The following is a 21,164-nucleotide window of genomic DNA, read 5'->3' on the forward strand; positions in this document are numbered from 1 at the left end:
TTTGCAAAACAAAACAACACAACATGCCTAAAAATAAAAACATAAAATCTATTCTACTTATAGGTTCTGGTCCTATAATTATTGGTCAAGCTTGTGAATTTGATTATTCTGGAACACAAGCACTTCGTTCATTAAGAGAAGACGGAATTGAAACCATCTTAATCAATTCTAACCCTGCAACAATCATGACAGATCCTTCTATGGCAGATCATGTTTACCTATTGCCTCTTAATACCAAATCTATTATAAAAGTTTTAAAAGAACATCCTCAAATTGATGCTGTACTTCCTACTATGGGAGGACAAACAGCACTAAATTTAGCTATTGAAGCTGAAGATAAAGGTATTTGGGAAGATTTTGGTGTAAAACTTATTGGTGTAGATATTGATGCCATTAATATTACTGAAGACAGAGAGCAATTTAGAGACTTAATGACAAAAATTGGTGTGCCAATGGCGCCACAAGCAACTGCTACGTCATTTTTAAAAGGAAAAGAAATAGCTCAAGAATTTGGTTTTCCATTATGTATTCGTTCATCGTTTACTTTAGGTGGAGCAGGAGCTGCAATTGTTTATGATGAAGCAAATTTTGATGAATTATTAAGTCGCGGACTTGAAATTTCTCCTATTCATGAAGTAATGATTGATAAGGCCTTATTAGGCTGGAAAGAATATGAATTAGAGCTATTACGAGATAAAAATGATAACGTTGTTATTATTTGTACTATTGAAAATATGGATCCGATGGGAATTCACACCGGAGATTCTATTACAGTAGCACCAGCAATGACTTTATCAGATACAACTTTCCAACGTATGCGTGATATGGCAATACACATGATGCGTAGTATTGGTGATTTTGCAGGAGGTTGTAATGTACAGTTTGCTGTGAGCCCAGATGAAAATGAAGATATAATTGCTATAGAAATTAATCCTCGTGTATCGCGTTCTTCAGCATTAGCAAGTAAAGCAACAGGATATCCTATTGCAAAAGTAGCAGCAAAATTAGCTATAGGTTACACACTTGATGAGTTAAGTAATCAAATCACAGGATCAACATCAGCGTTGTTTGAACCTACATTAGACTATGTTGTTGTAAAAATACCACGTTGGAACTTTGATAAATTTGAAGGATCTGATAGAACTTTAGGTTTACAAATGAAAGCGGTTGGAGAAGTTATGGCTATTGGTCGTTCATTTCAAGAAGCGCTACATAAAGCAACACAGTCTCTAGAAATAAAACGTAATGGTCTTGGTGCAGATGGAAAAGGCTACAAAGACTACGAGCAAATTATAGAAAAACTTACTTATGCAAGTTGGGATCGTGTATTTGTTATTTACGATGCTATTCAAATGGGAATTCCATTAAGTAGAATACACGAAATTACAAAGATTGATATGTGGTTCTTAAAGCAATATGAAGAGCTATATAAATTAGAAAAAGAAATTTCAACGTATACTATTGATACCATTGATAGAGAGTTGTTGCTAGAAGCAAAACAAAAAGGATATGGTGACCGTCAAATAGCGCATATGCTTAAATGTTTAGAAAGCGAAGTATACAACAAGCGTGATGAGTTAAAAATAAACCGTGTTTACAAACTGGTAGATACATGTGCTGCCGAGTTTAAAGCACAAACACCATACTATTATTCAACATTTGAAAACGAGTTAGAAACAGCCAATGGAGATATTTATTCGGCAAATGAAAGTGTTGTTTCTGATAAGAAAAAAATCATTGTTTTAGGTTCTGGACCAAACAGAATTGGACAAGGTATAGAGTTTGATTACTGCTGTGTTCATGGTGTTTTAGCTAGTTCTGAATGTGGTTATGAAACCATCATGATAAACTGTAACCCTGAAACAGTTTCAACCGATTTTGACATCGCTGATAAACTGTACTTTGAACCCGTATTTTGGGAGCATATTTATGACATAATTCGTCATGAAAAACCAGAAGGTGTTATCGTTCAGTTAGGTGGTCAAACAGCATTAAAACTGGCTGAAAAGTTAGATCGTTACGGTATTAAAATTTTAGGAACAACTTACCAATCTTTAGATTTAGCTGAAGATAGAGGTAGTTTCTCAAAATTATTAAAAGACAATAATATTCCTTATCCAGAGTTTGATGTTGCAACATCAGCAGATGAAGCACTTGCTGTTGCAGATAGATTAGATTTCCCAATTCTTGTAAGACCATCTTACGTTCTTGGTGGACAAGGCATGAAAATTGTCATTAACAAAAAAGAACTAGAAGAGCATGTTGTAGACTTACTTCGTGGTATGCCTGATAATAAGTTACTTTTAGATCATTATTTAGATGGCGCAATAGAAGCTGAAGCCGATGCTATTTGTGACGGAGAAAACGTTTACATTATTGGTATAATGGAGCATATTGAACCTTGCGGAATTCACTCGGGTGATAGTAACGCAACGTTGCCACCATTTAATTTAGGAGATCTTGTGTTGGAACAGATAAAAGATCATACTAAAAAGATTGCATTAGCCTTAAATACAGTTGGATTAATTAACATTCAATTTGCTGTTAAAGATGATACCGTTTATATTATTGAAGCAAACCCTCGTGCGTCTCGTACAGTTCCATTTATAGCAAAAGCTTATGGCGAACCTTATGTAAATTATGCAACAAAGGTTATGCTAGGAGAGAAGAAGGTTACTGACTTTGAGTTTAATCCAAAATTAGAAGGTTATGCTATAAAACAACCTGTATTTTCATTTAATAAATTCCCTAATGTAAACAAGAAATTAGGACCAGAAATGAAAAGTACAGGAGAAAGTATTTTGTTTATAGATAGTTTAAAAGATGACGAATTCTATAATCTTTATACAAGAAGAAAAATGTACTTAAGTAAATAAGAAGATACAATAGGAAATAAAAAAAGGAGCTTTAATTAAAGCTCCTTTTTTTTATTTTAATCATATAAGTTTTAAATATACAATGCCAGTTATAATGGCTATTCCAAAACTAATTAATGTCCCTATCAAGATGTATTCGGTTAGTTTTCTGTGCTTACTTTCTTTTAAATCTCCAAACCTAAATACCGATTTTGCTGTAATTAAAAAACCAACAGCTTCCCAGTGATTTGTTATTATAAACACAAACACTAATAACCGCTCAAGAATTCCAATATACTTTCCGGCATCTTTAAGAGATTCGTTTCCTTTAGTAAGCTTTTCAATATTCCATTTATTAAAAATAACTTTCATAATAATAGAAACAGGCTGTGTTAAGAATAATAAACAAGTTATTAATAACAACGTGTTTTCACTAATGACATTTGATATATTAAATACTTGATTAGTGAATAAATAATAGGCGCAAAAGATGCTAATAATATGAAGCGCTTGATCTATAAAAAACCAAAGTCTTTTGGTAGACTTTTTTTGAAACATAAGTTTTATAGAGTCTATTATAAAGTGCGATATACCTATCATGATAATAAGTGGCCAGCGCGTAATGTCAAAAACTAATATGAATAATAGAGCAATATGAATTGCAATGTGAAAATATAGCTTTGAAGATTTTAGTTTTAGTTTCTCTTTTTCTTTTACCCATGTTTTAGGTTGAAGAAAAAAATCACCTATAATATGAGCTAATATGAGTTTTATTAATAAAATCATGCTATAATTTTTGACTGTGCTATTTTTGAAATAAGCATTTCATTAACTTCTAAAATTTCATCAAGATAAGCGCGTTTCATGCGTTTACTAACAGCATCCTGGCTAATGCCAATAATTTTTGCTAATTCTTTTTGAATTTTATTTTCGTTTTCTAAATGTAATTTAACAATTTCAGCCGAATTAACAGACCAATTATCCATAAGAATCCCAATAAGCTTTAAATATAGATTTAGCTCGTTGTCTATATTAGGAATTCCTTTTAATTTTAAGTTTGTTTTAGATTGCTTTAAAATTTCTAGTAAGTTTCCGGAGTTTTGAAAAGCACTTCCGTTAGATTCTGTTACTGTATTTCCGTTAAATGTTTTATGGCCAAAACCTATAGCCATTCTAACATCCAAGCCTTTTATCATTTTTATACAAGCTTTTATATAAACAGCACTTATAAAGGATTGATTAATATCTGAAATTTCAATTTGAAAGCTATCACCTCTAAATATTTCCCAATTGTTTGTGTTGCTACTTACTTGCTCTAAAGCTTGTTTTAAAGACGTTAGCCAAACATTTGGGTTGCTATGTTTGGTTGAGTTTATAATGTCACCAGTTATTACACTTGTCATGGCTTTTTTTATTTTATGTGATATTCTTTAGTTATCACAAATGAGTTTGATATTCAAATATATTCCTTTTTTATGGAATATTCAAATATATTCCCTTTTTAAGGAATAATTTAACGTATGCCTTTTTTATGGAATAAAATACAAAGGAAGTAAATAGGCGAATAGTGCGTTTTTAAATGCTTTCAGGTAATTCTATCTTAATCTTGTAGCCTTTTAAGTCTTCAATATAATTGTCAAGTGCAAAAGAATCACTACTAAACTCTTGTTGACGATGAATTTTAGTGTCTTTACGTTTTATGGCTTTTAAAAACCGTTTTACTTCGGTTTTATCGTTTAAAATTAAACCAGGAACTTCAACAGTCTTTCCATTATCATCTTTAGCAACCATGGTAAAGTAAGATGAATTACAATGTTTTACTGTTCCGGTTTGAATATTTTCAGATTCCACACGAATACCAACAACCATGGATGTGCGACCAACATAATTTACCGAGGCTTTCATGGTAACCAACTCACCAATTTCAATAGGATTTAAAAAATCAACCGTATCAACCGATGCTGTTACACAATAAGTTTCAGAATGTTTTGATGCACAAGCAAAAGCAATTTGATCCATTAAACTTAAAATATAACCACCATGAATTTTTCCACCAAAATTAGAATGCGAAGGTTGCATGAGTTGTGAGATAGAAACTCTAGAAGAATCAACGGGTTTGAAATTGTGTTTACTCATCGTCATCGTTTATAGCGCGTTTTAAAATGGGTTCTGGTAGTGATTTTTTAGCTTTGGCACCCATTTTTTTAAGTTTTTCTACACGACCAATAATGTTTCCTTTGCCTTCAACCAGTTTATTCATCGCTGCTGAATAGTCACTTTTGGCAGCATCTATTTTTTTGCCAACACCTGTTAAATCAGAAACTAAACCTTCAAATTTATCATAAAGTGCACCTGCTTGTTTTGCGATTTCCAAGGCATTACGCTGTTGCTTTTCGTTGCTCCACATTGTGTCAACAGTTCGCAATGTCGCTAAAAGGGTAGAAGGTGTAACGATTACAATATTCTTCTCAAAAGCTTTGTTATAAAGCGTATTGTCTTCGTTTATAGCAATGGCAAAAGCAGGTTCAATAGGAATAAACATCAATACAAAATCTGGAGATTCCATATCGTATAAATCCTCGTATTTCTTTTCTGAAAGCTGATTAACGTGTTTGTTTATAGAGTTAACGTGCGCTTTTAAATGCATTGCTTTTTCATCATCTTCAGCATTGGCAAAACGTTCGTAATCGGTAAGTGATACTTTACTATCTATAATCATGCGCTTGCCATCTGGTAAATGTAACACCACATCAGGCATAACACGCGAACCATCTTCACGATTAAAGTTTTGTTGAACAAAATATTCGCGGTCTTTTTCTAGTCCAGATTTTTCTAAAACACGCTCTAAAACCAATTCGCCCCAATTACCTTGCATTTTGCTGTCGCCTTTTAAAGCTTTGGTTAGGTTATTGGCTTCTATGGTCATTTTTTGATTAAGATCTTTAAGACCTAAAAGTTGCTCTTTTAAAGCCGAATGCATGCTGATGCTTTCCTTTTGAGAATCTTCAACTTTCTTTTCAAACGTTTGGATTTTTTCTTGAAGCGGATTCAGAATTTGTTTAATGTTTTCTTTATTCTGAATGGTGAATTTTTCACTTTTTTCATCAAGAATTTTACTCGCCATTAACTCAAAATCTTTACGCAGTTGTTCTTGTTGTTTAGCAAGCTCTTCGTCGCGTTTAAGATTTTGTTCTTGAAGGTTTTCAAGCTCTGTATTTCTTCTGGAAAGTTCGGTGTTTAAAAGGTCTTTTTCTTTTCTAATGGTTTCGCGTTCTGTTTCAATTTTAGAAATAGTGTCTTTTAAATCTTGTAATTGCTGATTAAAAAGTGCGTTTTGTTTTTGGTTTTCAGATTCGGTATTTAATTTTAAATCTTCAAGTTGTTTGCTTAAGTTGGTATTGCGTTCTTCAAGCGTGCTCGTATTCCCTTTGCTTTTTAATTGAGCAAATTTTAAGCCCAAAAAAGCACCAATTCCAGCAGAAAAAATAATAGCGATAAATAAAATGAGTGTTTCAGTCATACAGTGAAAAGAATTTTATCAAAGATAAATGATTTAGTCTGAAATTGAAATCGAATTTGAAACAGAAACCTAAATTACGGTTTTAAATTTGTTTCATTTTCAAAGCATTACTTTTTCACTCTAAAGCTTCCAGTTTTCTCATCAAAAGCGATCATGTCTTCAGGAAACAATTCATTAAAAACACCTTTTGAAATTAAGTTACAAGGCGTGTCTGAAATTACTTGTGAATGTGTCATTACAATCATTTTGTCACACAGTTGAATGGCTAAATCAATTTCGTGTGAAGAAAACAAAATGGTTTTGTTGGTGTCTTTTGCCAAGGTTTTTAAAAGCTTTAAAATGTAGGCTTTATGGTACATGTCTAGATGGGTTGTTGGTTCATCTAAAATAATTAAATGTGTGTCTTGAGCTAATGCTCGTGCAATCATGACTTTTTGTAGTTGGCCATCACTTAACTCAAAGCACTTTTTGTCTTTTAATTGTTGAATATTGGTTTGTAATAACGCTTTTTCAATAATAGAGATATCGTTTTCTGAAAGATTACCAACCCAATTGGTGTAAGGTTGTCTGCCTAAAGCAACAAGTTCAAAAACGGTCAAATTTTTTGATGCAGGTTGTTCGGTAAGTACTACGCTCAAGCTCTTGGAAAGCTCTAAATGCGAGGAATTTTCAAGTAATTTATCGTTAATAAAAACAGAGCCATCAATTGGTGGTTGTACTTTAGTAAGTGTTCGTAGTAATGTAGATTTTCCAATACCATTAGCACCAACCAAACCAACCAATTCACCTTGTTGTAGCGCAATGTTTACATTATCTGCAACAATGGTTTGACGTTTTTTTTGTGTGTAACCTATGGTTAGACTTTCAGTTTTTAGAATAGTATGTGGTTGTGTTTTTGTCACAAATATTTTGTTTTGTCATTCTGCGCTACGACGCAGAATCTATTTTTTTTGGATTCCGCATCAAGTGCGGAATGACAGTCTTGATTCTTTTATCTTTATTCTTATTTCTCATTTAAAACAACATTTTACGTTTGCGAACCAATAACCAAATCACTACAGGCGCACCAATTAATGAAGTTATGGCATTAATAGGTAAAGTGTAATCGCTTGTAGGCAATTGCGCAATACTATCACAAATAAGCATGACTATGGCACCAAACAAAAACACAGCAGGTAATAACACTTTGTGGTTGGCTGTTGTAAAAACTTGACGAACCATATGCGGAATTGCTAATCCTATGAAAGCAATTGGTCCAGCAAAAGCTGTAATAGTTCCTGCTAATAAACTTGTTGCAATTATAATGATAAACCGACTTTGATTAATGTTCAACCCAAGACTTTTAGCGTAATTTTCGCCCAATAAAAGTGTATTTAAGGCTTTGATTGAAATGATACTCATAAATAATCCTAGGAGATAAATGCAGAAGAAAATAAACAACTCGTTCCAAGATAGGTTTCCTAAACTACCAAATCCCCAAAAAATGTATTGCTGTAGTTGTTCGGCAGAACTAAAGTAGGAGAGTACACTGACAACCGCAGAAGTAATGCTACCAAACATTAACCCAATGATTAAAATAGCCATGGTATCTCTTACTTTTAAAGACACAGCTAAAACAGAGAGTAACACTAAAAAACTACCTAAACTAGCCGCAATAACCACACTCCATTTTGAAAGTAAAAGTGTAGCAAGACTGCCACCAAAAATTCCTGCACCAAGGATCACAATCGCGACTCCTAAACTAGCTCCAGAACTAATACCAAGCACAAACGGACCAGCCAATGGGTTTCTAAACAAAGTTTGCATTAACAATCCGGAAATGCCCAATCCAGAACCTACTAAAACCGCTGTAAATGCTTTTGGTAATCTGTAGTTGTGAATAATGTAATGCCAAGAATCGTTGTCAATGGTTGTAAATAAACTTTTAAATACAGATGTTATAGGAATAGATACCGAACCTAGGCTGATATTACCTAAGAAGCATACCAGTAACGTTACAATTAAGATTGTAAATGGTACTTTGTATGTAGGTTGATTAGTCAACTATTCTAACGGTTTAAAAAAATGAGTTTCGTATTCTGGTAATAATTCTGGGTGACACACTTTTATAATGTCTTTTAAAACCAAGTCAGGTCTTGCAGTACCTTCTTCATAGTAGGTAACACCACCAGTTGCTCCTGTAACATTTACAAACGAGTATACTGTTTTGTTTTTAAAAGCATCAAATTCGGTGTAGTGTTCGTTAGCGTTTTTTAAAGTTTCTAATGAATTATAATATGACGGACTTAACCAAATATCAGCCGATTTTCCTTTTGTAAAAACAGCTTCAAAACTTAATGCTAAACTGCCTTCACCAGCAACATCTTGCCAAAGGTAATTGACGTTAGCATCTTTTAAAAGTTGTGCTTCAGGGCTTGTGCCACTTGGTAAATACCAAACATCTTTATGAAGCGCACCACTTAAAACAGTTGGTGAGTTTTTAACCTTTGAAGCCAATATTTTTGCATCGTTATACGCTTTTTCAATACTGTTGAAAATAGAATCAGCTTCAGCAGTTTTGTTGTAAAGAGCTCCAAAAAATTTAATCCATTCGGCTTTTGCAAGTGGTGATTTTTCAACCCAATCGCCATTGTACATGACTGGAATACCAGATTTTTTAATGGTTTCAAAAGTTTTATTATTACCATCAATACCAAAACCTACAACAACTTCAGGTTGTAGCTCTAGCAAAACTTCGGTGTTGATACCTTCATTCTTTCCTAATTCTCTAATGCTTTCAGCGTTTATCAAAGCTCTGGTTTTTTCAGATGAAATATAATCGGTTCCAGGAAAACCAACCAAGGTTTCTTCAATACCCAACAACTCCAATGCAGGAATATGTGTTGTAGATGTCACGACTATTTTTTCAATAGGTGTTGCAATAATGCCATCGTATTCATCGCTATTTAAAGTAATTGTTGCAAGATTTTCTCTTGGGATTAAAGCATATTTAAACGATTTTTCAGCTTTGGGCCAAGGATTGTTTATGGTTAAAATTTTAAAATTTTCGTTATGTGTTATAGAAAAACCATTGGCATAACTAAATTCTGATTTTACAATGTCTTGTTTAACTTCAGTAGGTAGTTTTTTTTCTTTTTTACAAGCTATAAAACTTATAAGTAAAGCAAGTGTAAGTAGTTTTCTCACGGTGGTTAAATTTTCATTCAAAAGTAATATTATTTAATCTTATTGATAAAACATTAAACAAAATGTTTAGTTTTGCATCGAATTTTGGTTCGAGATTGTTTTTCGATTTCGATTAAAAGGGAATCTGGTGCGAGTCTTATTTTTCAAGTCCAGAACTGTTCCCGCAACTGTAAGCATATTGCCCAACTTAATTGGGCATCTCTTTAACGAAGAGTTGTTGTGCACTTCAATAAACCACTGGTGTAAACTGGGAAGGTAACACAGCAAAATGTAAGTCAGGAGACCTGCCAATTTTCTTAATTAAACAGTAAAGCTTTCGGGAAAAAGGCTTTTAGGTTATGAGGCAATTTGCATTTTATACTTTAGTTTTTATCAGTAGCTCAATTTGGTCACAAACAAAGCTAGATTCTTTGCAGCAGCTTGAAGAAGTTGTGGTAAAAGCAGATGTGTATTTAAAAACATTTTCTAATACACAAACGGTTAGTGTATTTAGAGATAGTGTTATATCAAGAAGTACATCATCTTTAACTAATTTGCTCAACTACAATTCAGGTGTTTATTTTAAAGAAAATGGTTTAGGAATGGTGTCTTCGCCGTCGTTTCGAGGTACAACAGCACAACAAACGGCAGTAACTTGGAATGGTATTAATATCAATTCACAGTTTAACGGACAAACAGATTTTAACACGATTAATATTAGAAATTTTGATGATGTAACTGTACGTAGTGGTGGCGGTAGTGCACTTTATGGAAGTGGCGCTATAGGAGGTTCAATACATCTTAATAATCAGCTTAAATTTAATACAGGCTTTAAAAATACAATCTACTCAAATTATGGTAGTTTTAATTCTTGGGATGTAGGATATAAGTCTCGTTTTTCAACAAATAAGTTTAGTGTAGACATTGCATTAAGTAGAGCACAATCTGATAACGATTATGAGTATGTAGATAGTGAAAAAGAAAACCTAAATGGCGCGTTTTATAACCAAAGTTTATCTGCCAATTTTGCTTATAAATTGAATTCAAAAAACATATTGAAACTATATAGTTACTTATATGATGGCGAACGTCATTTTTCACTAATATTTTCAACAGAAACACCAACCAAATATCAAGATGTAAACTCAAGAACTATGTTGGAGTGGTTAGGAAACTACGGTAGATTTACATCAATTTTAAAAGTAGCTTACTTAACAGAAACATATAAGTACTTTCCTAACATAAAAAAAGACTTACATACGTTTGGAGAAGCCAAAACTTTATTAGGTAAGTATAATTTAGATTATAAATTATTCAACAATGCTTCTCTACAAAGTGTTATTGATGTGACTCACACAACAGGAGAAGGTTCAAGTATAGGAAAAACAAATAGAACCATATCAGGGTTTAGTTTGCTATTTAAGCAACAATTAAAAAATTTCCTATATGAAGCTACGTTAAGACAAGAGGTTACAAATAATTACGAAAGCCCGTTGTTGTATAGTTTAGGACTTAAATACAACCTAGGTAAACATTATTCAATATCAGTAAATGGTTCTAAAAACTTCAGAATACCTACGTATAATGATCTGTATTGGGAAGGCAGCGGAAACACTGATTTAAAACCAGAAACGTCTTATCAAGTAGAATTAGGTCAAGAGCTGTCGTTTAAAAACATCCGTTTAAGTGCAACAGGTTTTTACAACGATATTACAGATATGATTCGCTGGTTACCATCTGGAAATTTATGGCAACCTATAAATACAGACCATGTAGTAACATACGGGTTGGAATCACAGCTTGATATTAATGTTAGGTTTCAGTCTCATAAACTATCATTAGGAGGTAATTATACCTATACAATATCTGAAAACCAAGAAACCGATAAACAACTTATTTATGTTCCCGAACATAAGGGTTCTACGATGTTTAATTATCAATATAAACGTGTTTCACTTTATTATCAAGTGTTATTTGTTGGTGACGTTTTTACATTGTCAGATAATAATCCTAAATATACCATTGACGCATACACGGTTTCTAATGTGGGATTTGAGTATGCTTTTGGAAAAGAACAGCAGTATGTTTTAGGAGCCCAAGCCAAAAATATTTTTAACGAAGACTACCAAAGCGTAGCCAATAGGTTTATGCCAGGTATTCATTATAATTTTTATTTAAACTTTAATTTTTAGACTATGAAAAACCTATTGAAATTTTTAACTTTTAGCTTGTTACTAGCTTTAGTAACAACGTCTTGTAGCAGTGATGATGATTTAGTTATCCCACCTGTATCATTGGGCGATTATGCAAATGGAATAATTGTAAGTGCAGAAGGAGGACCAGCTTCAATATCATATATTTCTAATGATTTTTCTGTTATCGAAAACAATGTTTATGAAAATGTTAACGGTGAAGCGCCTGGAGTTTATTTACAGTCTATTGGTTTTAACAATAATGAGGCATACATTGTTTCAGATAATGTTAATGTTATTAATGTTGTTAACCGTTACACATTTGAAAACGAAGGTGTTATTGCAACGGGTTTACAAACTCCAAGATATATAGATTTTGTAAACGGTAAAGGCTATGTGAGTAATTGGGGAGATGGTAGTGATACTAGTGATGATTTTATTGCCGTGATAGATTTAGCTACAAATACAGTTGAAACAACCATTCCAATAGGAGAAGGACCAGAGCGTGTTTTGGTACATAACGGAAATGTTTATGTGTCTCACAAAGGGGGTTGGAATGTGAACAATATTATTTCTGTAATAGATTTATCAGACAACTCTGTTTCAACAATAACAGTAAATGATACACCAGACGAAATGATTATAAATAGCTCTAATGAATTAGTAGTTTTAAGTGAAGGAGCTAATTTGTATTGGCAAACACCACCTGTAGAGACTCAAGCATCAATAACTAAAATTGATTTAGCAACAAATACAGTTTCAGAAACTTTAACGTTTGCTAACGGCGCACACCCAAGTCAAATGGCTTTTGATAATGGAACTATTTATTACGTATTAAACAACGAAGTTTTTGCAATGTCTGAAACAGAAACTACGTTACCAACAGCATCAATAATAAATTTAGGAGCTATTACAACGTATGGTTTAGCTGTAAACGATGGTAATGTATATGTAACAGATGCCAAAGATTTTTCATCTGTAGGAGATTTATTGGTATATGATTTAGGGTCGACAGTTTTAATAAACACTTTTGAAGTAGGTGTTAATGCTTCAAAAATTTATTTTAACTAATCATATTCTTATTGATATATATTAAAAAAACCACTCTAAATCCAGAGTGGTTTTTTTGTGCTATATTTTAAGTAAGTGTTAAAATTTAATAAATAATCAAAAGTGATTGTTATTTTTTAACGATGTTATTTGTTTTTCAACGATTATTGTGTTGGTTTTATAACAAAAAATTAAGATTTATAATATATTGATGACTTCAATTAACTAATTGAAAAAATACTATTATCAATTTAAACTATTAATCAATGAAAAAAATTACTTTATTATGTATTGCAATTTTTTGCTTTGCCTTTTCTTGGCAAGCTAATGCGCAATTTACTGAAAGTTTTGACACTGAAATTCCAGCCACATGGACAATTTTAAATGAAGATGGCGGTTCTGAAACATGGAATCATCAAACACAATACCCTTATGCTGGTGCAGGTCATGCTAGGGTTCGCTATGAAAGTGCGGCTCATAATGATTTTTTAATCACACCTCAATTTACTGTAACTGCCAACACTTCTGATAGAATTTCATTCTTTGCTGGTATTGATGGAACTTATTTTACAGAAACTTTTGATGTAAGAATTTCAACCACTGGTACAGCGGCAGCAGATTTTACAACCATAGCAAGCGAAACAGCAACAACGGATGCTGATGGAGATTATACACAATATACTTATGATCTTTCAGCTTATGTAGGCTCATCTGTATATGTAGCTATTGTTGCAACTGATACAAACAGGTTTTATTTATATGTTGATGAGTTTGTTAACGATGGTTTACCAAACTGTACAGCAGCAGTAATAGATAGTCAAACTATAGTACCAGATTGTGGTAATTCTCAATATAGTATTGATGTAGTGGTTTCAGATGCAGGAGATGCAGGTACTGTTATAAATGATGGTACTACAGATTACTCAGTTGTAGCAGGAACTGTAACAGTAGGTCCTTATGCCGTAGGAACATCGGTAACATTAAATGTAGTTCACACGGATGGTGCATGTGACTATTCTTTAGGAGATTTTGAATATACAGAGTGTCCAACATTAGTAAATTGTGGTACTCCAGTTAACACAACATATTGCTATACAGCAAGTGATAACACAGAGTTTACTTACCAGAGTTCAGATGGTTCTTCATTATATGTTGAGTTTAACGCAGGTGAGGTAGAAAACAGCTGGGATGAGTTAATCGTTTTAGATTCTGATGGAACGACAGAACTTTATAATGGCTATGGAGCTTCAGGAGATTTAACAGGTTTAACGTTTACATCTTCAGGAGATACTATTACGGTAAAAATACAAGCAGATGGTTCTGGTCAATGCGATACAGATGGTTATACATCATGGGATTTTGATGTAACGTGTCTTAACTGTACATCAGCAGTTGCTTCAGCAGTTGCTGTAGAAGATTGTGTAAATTCAGAGTTTTCTATTAATGTAACAGTAAGTGATTTAGGTGATGCGACAACTATAACAGATGGTACAACACCACAACCTGTAGCAGCAACAATGACTTTTGGTCCTTATGCTTTTGGAACAGAGGTTACGTTAGAGGTGATGCATTCAGATGTTGTTTGTGATTTTGAATTAGGGACTTACAATATAGGTGGTTGCCCTCCAGTTAATGATACTCCAAATGGAGCTATTACATTAACACTTGATGAAGGTACAGATTGCGGAGCTAACGCTATTACAGGCGTATCAAATGCGTTTACTACAGATTCTGGTGAAGCTGCTCCAGCATGTGGTAGTTATGGTACAGCTTTAGATAGAGGTGATTTATGGTACGCTTTTGTAGCTCAAAACGCAACAGTTACTTTAAATACTGATAACTATAGTGTAGTAACTTCTATAGCAGGAGCTTATTATTCTGGTACTGTTGGTGCATTAGTAGAAGAAGGATGTACAGAGTTTGCTTCAGGTTGGCCTTGGGAATTATCTGGTTTAACAGTAGGAGAGACATATTACTTAAGAGTTTGGGATTACGGTAATGATCAAACAGGTACTTTTGATTTATGCGGATATTATTTAAGTTGTACGCAAGCAGAAGCAACGGCATCAGTTACTGATGACTGTGGTGCTTATACTTTTACTATTGATGTTGATGTGACAAGTGCTGGTGATATAGTATCTGTAAATGATGGTACAACATCTCATGCTGTAGTAGCAGGCGTTAATACATTGCCTGTAACTTATAATTTTGGTGATACAATCACATTAACTGCTGAACATTCAGATTCAACTTGTGATTTTGAAATAGGATCTTATAGTAGTTCTTGCCCACCACCACCACCAGCATGTGGCGGTAATTTCTATGATTCAGGAGCAATAAGTTCAGATTATTCTAGTAATGAGGATATTACAACAACAATCTGTCCTGATGTACCAGGAGATGCTGTTAATGTTACGTTTACATTTTTTAGTACAGAGGATAATAGTATTGGAGGTACATGTTATGATGGTTTAACTATTTATAATGGTGCTGATACGTCTGCTCCTACAATAAACCCTACTACAGGTACTATTTGGTGTTGGGATAGAGATGATACTACGCCTTCAGGTACTGGTGACTTACAGGGTATGACTATATCATCTACAGATGCATCAGGTTGTTTAACGTTTGTTTTCACTTCTGACGGTAGTTCTACTAGAGAAGGATGGGAAGCAACTGTAGGTTGTTCTCCATTAAGCCTTGAAGATTTTGGCCTTACAGGATTTACTTATTTCCCAAATCCAGTAAATAACACACTATCTTTAAGAGGTGTTAAAGAAATACAAAATGTGGCTGTTTATAACATGTTAGGTCAGGAAGTATTACGTACCGCTCCTAATGCTGTTGATCATGATTTAGATATGTCTGGATTACAAACTGGTGCTTACTTTGTAAAAGTATCTATTGGTAATTCAACTAAAACTGTTAGAATCATTAAGAACTAATAATAGAGTTTTATATTAAATTAAAAGCCGCTCAACTATGAGCGGCTTTTTTTATTTATTGGTATTAAAAATGTTTTTTATCTATTTATATGCATGTCTTTAGAAAAAGGAGTAAGGTCGTTGCTGTCTCCTACAAAATTAAGGGGTTCTATATTTGTTGCATTGTTAGTAGATCTGCTAGAGTCTTCAATGTGTTGTAATGCTGTGGCTAATAGTGGTTCGTTAATATCTCCTAATACGCCAAGGTTATTATAATTTTCGGCTTGTAAAATATCTGGGGTTAAACCTTGACTGTAGTCTGTAACACCTAATGAGTTTAAAGATTTTAATACCAAAGGTTGCATGGCATAGTTATGGGTTTGTTTTACGTTTTGTTTTCTAAAATCAGGAGCGTCATAAAGTGTAATTGATGCTTGAAATTTGCCAGTTGTTGTTGTGCCAATTTGAACCACATCCAAGTAAGGTCTTAAACAATTTATGACAAGCTCACTTGCAGAAGCAGAACCTCTTGTAGTTAAAATATAAACCCTGTTTAAGTTTAAAATATTTAAAGGGGTACCATCATCATTATTTGTAAACCTATTGATTAGTGATTCAGGCTCTAATAAAGCTTGTATATCGCTATTCCATTCTTCTGTACTAAATATTTCACCTGTATTATTCGCAATCATGCTTGATAGTAGAATTGCAGAGTTTACAGAACCTCCAGGATTATATCTAAAGTCTAAAACTAGTTCTTGTACATTGTTTGCTAAAAAATTACCAAATACACTATTAAGTTGTGTGTCATAAGGTGCTGTAAACCCATTATACATTAGGTATCCTACATTTTTTCCTGCGACTTCAAAAATATCTGTTTTAAAAATTGGGTTTTCAGTATATGGGACCTTTGCAAGTGCTATAGATTGATTTGTTGGTAATACAGTGTCATCACTTGTTTCAGGTGTATTATTGTCATTGTAGGTAGCCAAATTTACGGAATAACTATTTGCTGATAGTAACAAACTCCAGTTGTTTACAGTTAATTGAGAACCATTTATAGCATTAAAAATATCTCCACGTTGTATGCCATTTGCTTCAGCGCTAGTTCCGGGTAATACATATCTTACATAGCCATAAACATTGGTGTCAGTATCATTAAACCTAAACAAGCCAAACTCCATACCATTATTAAGTGTTGTGCCGTTTAACTGTTGTTCTAGTGTATTGTAATTACTTGTAATCCAACTAAATCTATCTATGCTTTGTGGTTGATAAATTAAACTCTCAAATAGGTTTTCGGGAGAATAAAAACCATTCAAATACAGGTTGTATTCAACATCAGAATTAAACCTATTGTTTGCTAGGTCAGGCACTTCATCTTTATATAAGTAGTAAGCGTTTAAGCCACGCCAAACAAAATCATTTAACTCTATTGAAGAAGCAGGATTATCATCCATATCTTCAAAACAGCTAGTAAGCGTTAATAATAGGGTTGAAGTAAGTACTAATAATTTAATTGTTTTCATAGTGATAATTAATTCATTTTCAGAATAAAAATAGTTACTTTATCTTATAATAAAAATTTTGTGTAACAAAATATATAGTTATTCGTCGTAATAGTAAATAGCCTTAAAAGGGCTTTTATAAACCAGACCAAAAGTATGAATCAGGCAGAATTTTTAAATATTGTGATGCCTTTTAAAGATAAAGTTTTCCGTTTAGCAAAACGCTTATTAGTATCTAGAGAAGAAGCTGAAGATGCTACTCAAGAGATTTTACTAAAGCTTTGGAATAACAAAACAAAAATAGAAAGTTATAAAAATGTAGAAGCTTTTTCTATGACCATGACCAAAAATTTTTGTTTAGATAAATTAAAATCAAAACAAGCTCAAAACCTAAAAATTGTTCATAATAACTATACAGATTCTAATGTATCGTTACAAAAGCAAGTTGAGTTAAACGATAGTGTTAATTGGGTTGCAAAAATAATTGAAGACTTGCCAGAACAACAAAAAATGGTAATTCAGTTACGAGATATTGAGCAGTATGATTATGATGAAATAGGAAAAATGCTTGATATGAACCAGACAGCGGTAAGAGTCGCATTATCAAGAGCAAGAAAAGCAATAAGAGAAAAATTAACTAATACACATAATTATGGTATTAAATAATATAGAAAAATTACTAGAAAAATACGAAAACGGTGAAACTACCTTAAAAGAAGAGCAGCAGTTAAAAAACTATTTTTCGAAAGAGACTGTAGCGCCACATTTAGAGATGTACAAGCCTATGTTTGCTTATTTTTTAGTAAATGAAAAAGAGCAGTTTACCAAAGACGTACCATTAAAAAAGTCATTCAAATTTAATTATAAATGGATTTCTGTCGCAGCTGTAGTTGTTCTTTTATTTGGGTTTTATTTTAACTCATCATTATTCCAAGATGATGATTTAGGAACTTATGAAGACCCAATGTTAGCCTATAACGAAGTGGTGAAATCTTTAGAGTTAATTTCATCAAACTTTAATAAAGGCGCAAACAAAATCAATTATTTAGAAGAAGTTCAAAAAGGTGTGTCAAATGTTGAATACCTTAATGAAATGAACAAAAAAGCTAGTTTAATTTTTAAAACAGAGTAACTATGAAAACTTTAATAAATTTAAAACCAAATACAATGAAAAAGAATGTATTATTATTTTTAATGGCAATCGTATTATTTCCATTAAGCTCACAAGCCCAGGATATTTTCTCTAAATACAGTGAAAACCCTGAAGTAACTTACGTATCTATTAAGCCAAAAATGTTCCAGATGTTAGCAAAAATGGATATCAATACCGATGATCCAGAGACACAGGAGTATTTAAAAATGGTAAATAGTATTACAAGTTTTAAGGTAGTATCTACAGGAAATAAGGCAATCTCTAAAGATGTTTCTAATTGGGTAAAAGGTAAAAAAGGCTCTTTAGAAGAACTTATGGAGGTTAAAGACGATGGAGTTAATATGACTTTTTACGTAAAAGAAGGACGCGATTCTGATCATGTAAGTGAATTGTTAATGTTTGTTGATGGTCTAGGTGCTTTAACTAAAGACGCTGACATTAATGTTAATGGAAAAAAACGTGAGTTTGAAACGGTTGTAGTATCTTTAACAGGAGATATAGATTTAAATCAAATCTCAAAGCTTACACAAAAAATGAATATTCCAGGAGGAGAGCACCTAGAAGATAAAAATAAAAAATAAACACACAACACATGAGTACATTCATGAAATATATTGCTTGTATACTAATTATGGCTGTATTATCTAGCTGTAATAGTAAAGAAACACTACAAACATACTTTGTAGATCATCAAGAAATACCAAACTTTACAACAGTAGATATACCAACAACTTTTGTGAATTTTGATGACGTAAACTTAACACCAGAACAAGAAGAAGCATACAAATCTGTAGAACGTTTAAACTTTTTAGGATATAAAATCTCTGAAAACAATTTAGATACTTATAACCAAGAAAAACAAAAGGTGAAAAATATTCTAAATGATGAAAAGTATGTTGAATTGATGGAGTTTAGTTTAAACGGAGGAAGTGTTTCTATCAAGTCTTTAGGCGAAGAAAATGTTGATGAGTTTGTCGTTTTTGGTAGCTCTACACAGCAAGGTTTTGGAGTTGTAAGAATTTTGGGTAATGATATGAGTCCAGAAAAAATGATGGCACTATTTCAAGCCATGCAATCAGCGAATATTGATGACGAGCAATTAAAAAGTGTGTTAGATTTTTTTTAAATAACAAAAGTCTATAAATAACTATAAAAAACGCTTACTGATTAGTAAGCGTTTTTTATTTGTTACAAGTTATTTTTGTCTTTACGTTTTTTTGAGTGGTTTAAAATAACCTCTCTAACGACATTAAAAATTATAATAAGGAATAATGTAAGTAAAGCAAACAGAATTGCATAGTTATCTAATAAGCCTGTAATCCCTGTTATTATAAAGCCTAATATAACAATGGCACATAATATTAAAGATTGCTTATCTGTAAACATAACGTATTAAATTCCGGTGTAATTTTCTGGTGTAATGGCTTTTAATTCATTTTTAATATCATCAGAAACCTCTAATGTATCAATAAAATTTGAAATAGAGGTTTGTGTAATACGCTCATTTGTTCTAGTTAAACCTTTTAAAGCTTCATAAGGATTTGGGTAAGCTTCTCTACGAAGTATTGTTTGTATTGCTTCTGCTACAACAGCCCAGTTATTTTCCAAATCATCAGCAAATTTTTGTTGATTTAAAAGTAGCTTGTTTAATCCTTTTAATGTGCTTTTAAAACCTATGATTGTATGAGCAAAAGGAACGCCTACATTACGTAAAACCGTACTGTCTGTTAAATCACGTTGTAAACGAGAAATAGGAAGCTTTGCAGCAAGGTGCTCAAATACAGCGTTAGCAATACCTAAATTTCCTTCAGAGTTTTCAAAATCTATAGGGTTTACTTTATGTGGCATAGCGCTACTACCAACTTCACCAGCTTTAATTTTTTGTTTGAAATAATCCATTGAAACATACGTCCAAATATCTCGATCTAAATCTATGATGATGGTATTTATGCGTTTTAAAGCATCAAATAAAGCCGCCATGTGGTCGTAATGCTCAATTTGAGTTGTCGGAAACGAGTGCTGTAAACCTAGTTTTTCTTGTACAAACTTGGTTCCAAAAGCTTTCCAATCTATAGCAGGATAAGCCACTTTGTGAGCATTGTAATTTCCTGTTGCACCACCAAACTTTGCAGCGCTTGGTATATCATTTAGTAAGTTAAATTGCTCTTCAAGACGAACAACAAATACCTCTATTTCTTTTCCTAATCTTGTAGGAGATGCTGGTTGTCCATGAGTTCTTGCTAGCATTGACACGTCTTCCCATTCTGTAGCTAAACTTTTTAACTCATTAAGTACTTTAAAATATTCAGGAACATAAACATCATTCATAGCTTCCTTAATACTTAAAGGAATAGCAGTATTGTTAATGTCTTGTGAGGTTAATCCAAAATGAATAAACTCCTTATGTTTTGAAATATCTAAAGCATCAAATTGCTCTTTTATAAAGTATTCAACAGCTTTAACATCATGGTTTGTAACACTCTCAATAGTCTTTATTTTAAGAGCATCTTCTGATGAGAAATCTCTGTAAATAGCTCTTAAGTTGTCAAATAAGTTGGTGTTAAAATCAGCCAGTTGTGGTAACGGAATTTCACAAAGGGCAATAAAATATTCAATTTCAACTTGAACACGATATTTTATTAAGGCTTCTTCAGAGAAGAAAGGCGCTAGTGATTCTACTTTATTTCGGTATCTACCATCAATTGGAGATATAGCGTTTAGTGGTGATAATGACATGTTTGTGTTGTTTTTTAAGAAGTGGCAAAGATACTCTTTTTCGCTGTAAGAGAGAAAAAAT

General features: G+C 32.7%; 17 protein-coding genes and 1 riboswitch. Of the genes, 8 read left to right on the forward strand and 9 right to left on the reverse strand.

The window, feature by feature from the left end; all coding sequences use genetic code 11:
• The first annotated feature begins 23 nt into the window (after positions 1–23).
• Positions 24–2,876: a carbamoyl-phosphate synthase large subunit gene (gene carB, locus ABD690_RS09710; RefSeq protein ID WP_344729899.1), complete on the forward strand. Its 2,853-nt coding sequence runs from the start codon at positions 24–26 to the stop codon at positions 2,874–2,876.
• Between the two features lie 60 nt (positions 2,877–2,936).
• Here carB and ABD690_RS09715 read toward each other — a convergent pair whose 3' ends face one another.
• The 7 genes from ABD690_RS09715 to ABD690_RS09745 form a co-directional block, all read right to left on the reverse strand.
• The gene (locus ABD690_RS09715) at positions 2,937–3,641 is read right to left on the reverse strand and encodes a DUF3307 domain-containing protein (protein WP_344729901.1); all 705 of its coding nucleotides are present in this window, start codon (positions 3,639–3,641) and stop codon (positions 2,937–2,939) included.
• Entirely contained in the window at positions 3,638–4,258 is a 621-nt protein-coding gene (locus ABD690_RS09720; protein WP_344729903.1) for a SatD family protein, read from the reverse strand. The genes ABD690_RS09715 and ABD690_RS09720 overlap by 4 nt, the downstream gene beginning before the upstream one ends.
• A gap of 172 nt (positions 4,259–4,430) precedes the next feature.
• Positions 4,431–4,997, reverse strand: coding sequence for an acyl-CoA thioesterase (locus ABD690_RS09725; RefSeq protein WP_425554974.1), 567 nt, complete (start codon positions 4,995–4,997; stop codon positions 4,431–4,433).
• Positions 4,984–6,375, reverse strand: a complete 1,392-nt coding sequence (locus ABD690_RS09730; protein WP_335976512.1) for a DNA recombination protein RmuC — start codon at positions 6,373–6,375, stop codon at positions 4,984–4,986. The genes ABD690_RS09725 and ABD690_RS09730 overlap by 14 nt, the downstream gene beginning before the upstream one ends.
• Positions 6,376–6,482: 107 nt before the next feature.
• Positions 6,483–7,277 carry an ABC transporter ATP-binding protein gene (locus ABD690_RS09735; protein ID WP_344729908.1) on the reverse strand — a complete coding sequence of 265 codons (795 nt, stop codon included), beginning with the start codon at positions 7,275–7,277 and terminating at the stop codon, positions 6,483–6,485.
• 112 nt (positions 7,278–7,389) lie between these two features.
• Positions 7,390–8,418 (reverse strand): FecCD family ABC transporter permease, encoded by a 1,029-nt coding sequence (locus tag ABD690_RS09740; RefSeq protein ID WP_344729910.1) that lies wholly within the window; start codon positions 8,416–8,418, stop codon positions 7,390–7,392.
• Positions 8,419–9,561 (reverse strand): ABC transporter substrate-binding protein, encoded by a 1,143-nt coding sequence (locus ABD690_RS09745; protein WP_344729912.1) that lies wholly within the window; start codon positions 9,559–9,561, stop codon positions 8,419–8,421.
• 68 nt (positions 9,562–9,629) lie between these two features.
• Positions 9,630–9,867: riboswitch (cobalamin riboswitch) on the forward strand.
• Positions 9,868–9,899: 32 nt separating this feature from the next.
• On the opposite strand from ABD690_RS09745, the gene ABD690_RS09750 reads away from it, so the two are divergent.
• The 3 genes from ABD690_RS09750 (at position 9,900) to ABD690_RS09760 (ending at position 15,727) form a co-directional block, all read left to right on the forward strand.
• Positions 9,900–11,732 (forward strand): TonB-dependent receptor plug domain-containing protein, encoded by a 1,833-nt coding sequence (locus ABD690_RS09750; protein ID WP_344729914.1) that lies wholly within the window; start codon positions 9,900–9,902, stop codon positions 11,730–11,732.
• A gap of 3 nt (positions 11,733–11,735) precedes the next feature.
• The gene (locus ABD690_RS09755; protein ID WP_344729916.1) at positions 11,736–12,803 is read left to right on the forward strand and encodes a YncE family protein; all 1,068 of its coding nucleotides are present in this window, start codon (positions 11,736–11,738) and stop codon (positions 12,801–12,803) included.
• A gap of 245 nt (positions 12,804–13,048) precedes the next feature.
• Positions 13,049–15,727, forward strand: coding sequence for a T9SS-dependent choice-of-anchor J family protein (locus ABD690_RS09760; protein WP_344729918.1), 2,679 nt, complete (start codon positions 13,049–13,051; stop codon positions 15,725–15,727).
• Positions 15,728–15,804: 77 nt separating this feature from the next.
• On the opposite strand, the gene ABD690_RS09765 is transcribed toward ABD690_RS09760, so the two are convergent.
• On the reverse strand, positions 15,805–17,235 hold the full coding sequence (locus ABD690_RS09765) for a S41 family peptidase (RefSeq protein ID WP_344729920.1): 1,431 nt from the start codon (positions 17,233–17,235) through the stop codon (positions 15,805–15,807).
• 135 nt (positions 17,236–17,370) lie between these two features.
• Between ABD690_RS09765 and ABD690_RS09770 the strand changes: the two genes are divergently transcribed.
• Genes ABD690_RS09770 through ABD690_RS09785 form a run of 4 tightly spaced genes read left to right on the forward strand, consistent with a single transcriptional unit; the run spans position 17,371 to position 19,493 of the window.
• Positions 17,371–17,880, forward strand: coding sequence for an RNA polymerase sigma factor (locus ABD690_RS09770; protein WP_344729922.1), 510 nt, complete (start codon positions 17,371–17,373; stop codon positions 17,878–17,880).
• On the forward strand, positions 17,867–18,346 hold the full coding sequence (locus ABD690_RS09775) for a hypothetical protein (protein WP_344729924.1): 480 nt from the start codon (positions 17,867–17,869) through the stop codon (positions 18,344–18,346). Before ABD690_RS09770 ends, ABD690_RS09775 begins: the two co-directional genes overlap by 14 nt.
• A 2-nt stretch (positions 18,347–18,348) precedes the next feature.
• Positions 18,349–18,948: a DUF4252 domain-containing protein gene (locus tag ABD690_RS09780; protein WP_344729926.1), complete on the forward strand. Its 600-nt coding sequence runs from the start codon at positions 18,349–18,351 to the stop codon at positions 18,946–18,948.
• A gap of 11 nt (positions 18,949–18,959) precedes the next feature.
• On the forward strand, positions 18,960–19,493 hold the full coding sequence (locus ABD690_RS09785) for a DUF4252 domain-containing protein (RefSeq protein WP_344729928.1): 534 nt from the start codon (positions 18,960–18,962) through the stop codon (positions 19,491–19,493).
• Positions 19,494–19,759: 266 nt separating this feature from the next.
• Here the strand turns inward: ABD690_RS09785 and purB are convergent, their stop codons facing one another.
• Complete coding sequence (purB, locus tag ABD690_RS09790; RefSeq protein WP_344729930.1) at positions 19,760–21,103, reverse strand: adenylosuccinate lyase; 1,344 nt, start codon at positions 21,101–21,103, stop codon at positions 19,760–19,762.
• Positions 21,104–21,164: the final 61 nt, after the last annotated feature.

Origin of the sequence: Corallibacter vietnamensis, from assembly GCF_039537875.1 — a bacterium.
GTDB classification, from domain to species: domain Bacteria; phylum Bacteroidota; class Bacteroidia; order Flavobacteriales; family Flavobacteriaceae; genus Corallibacter; species Corallibacter vietnamensis.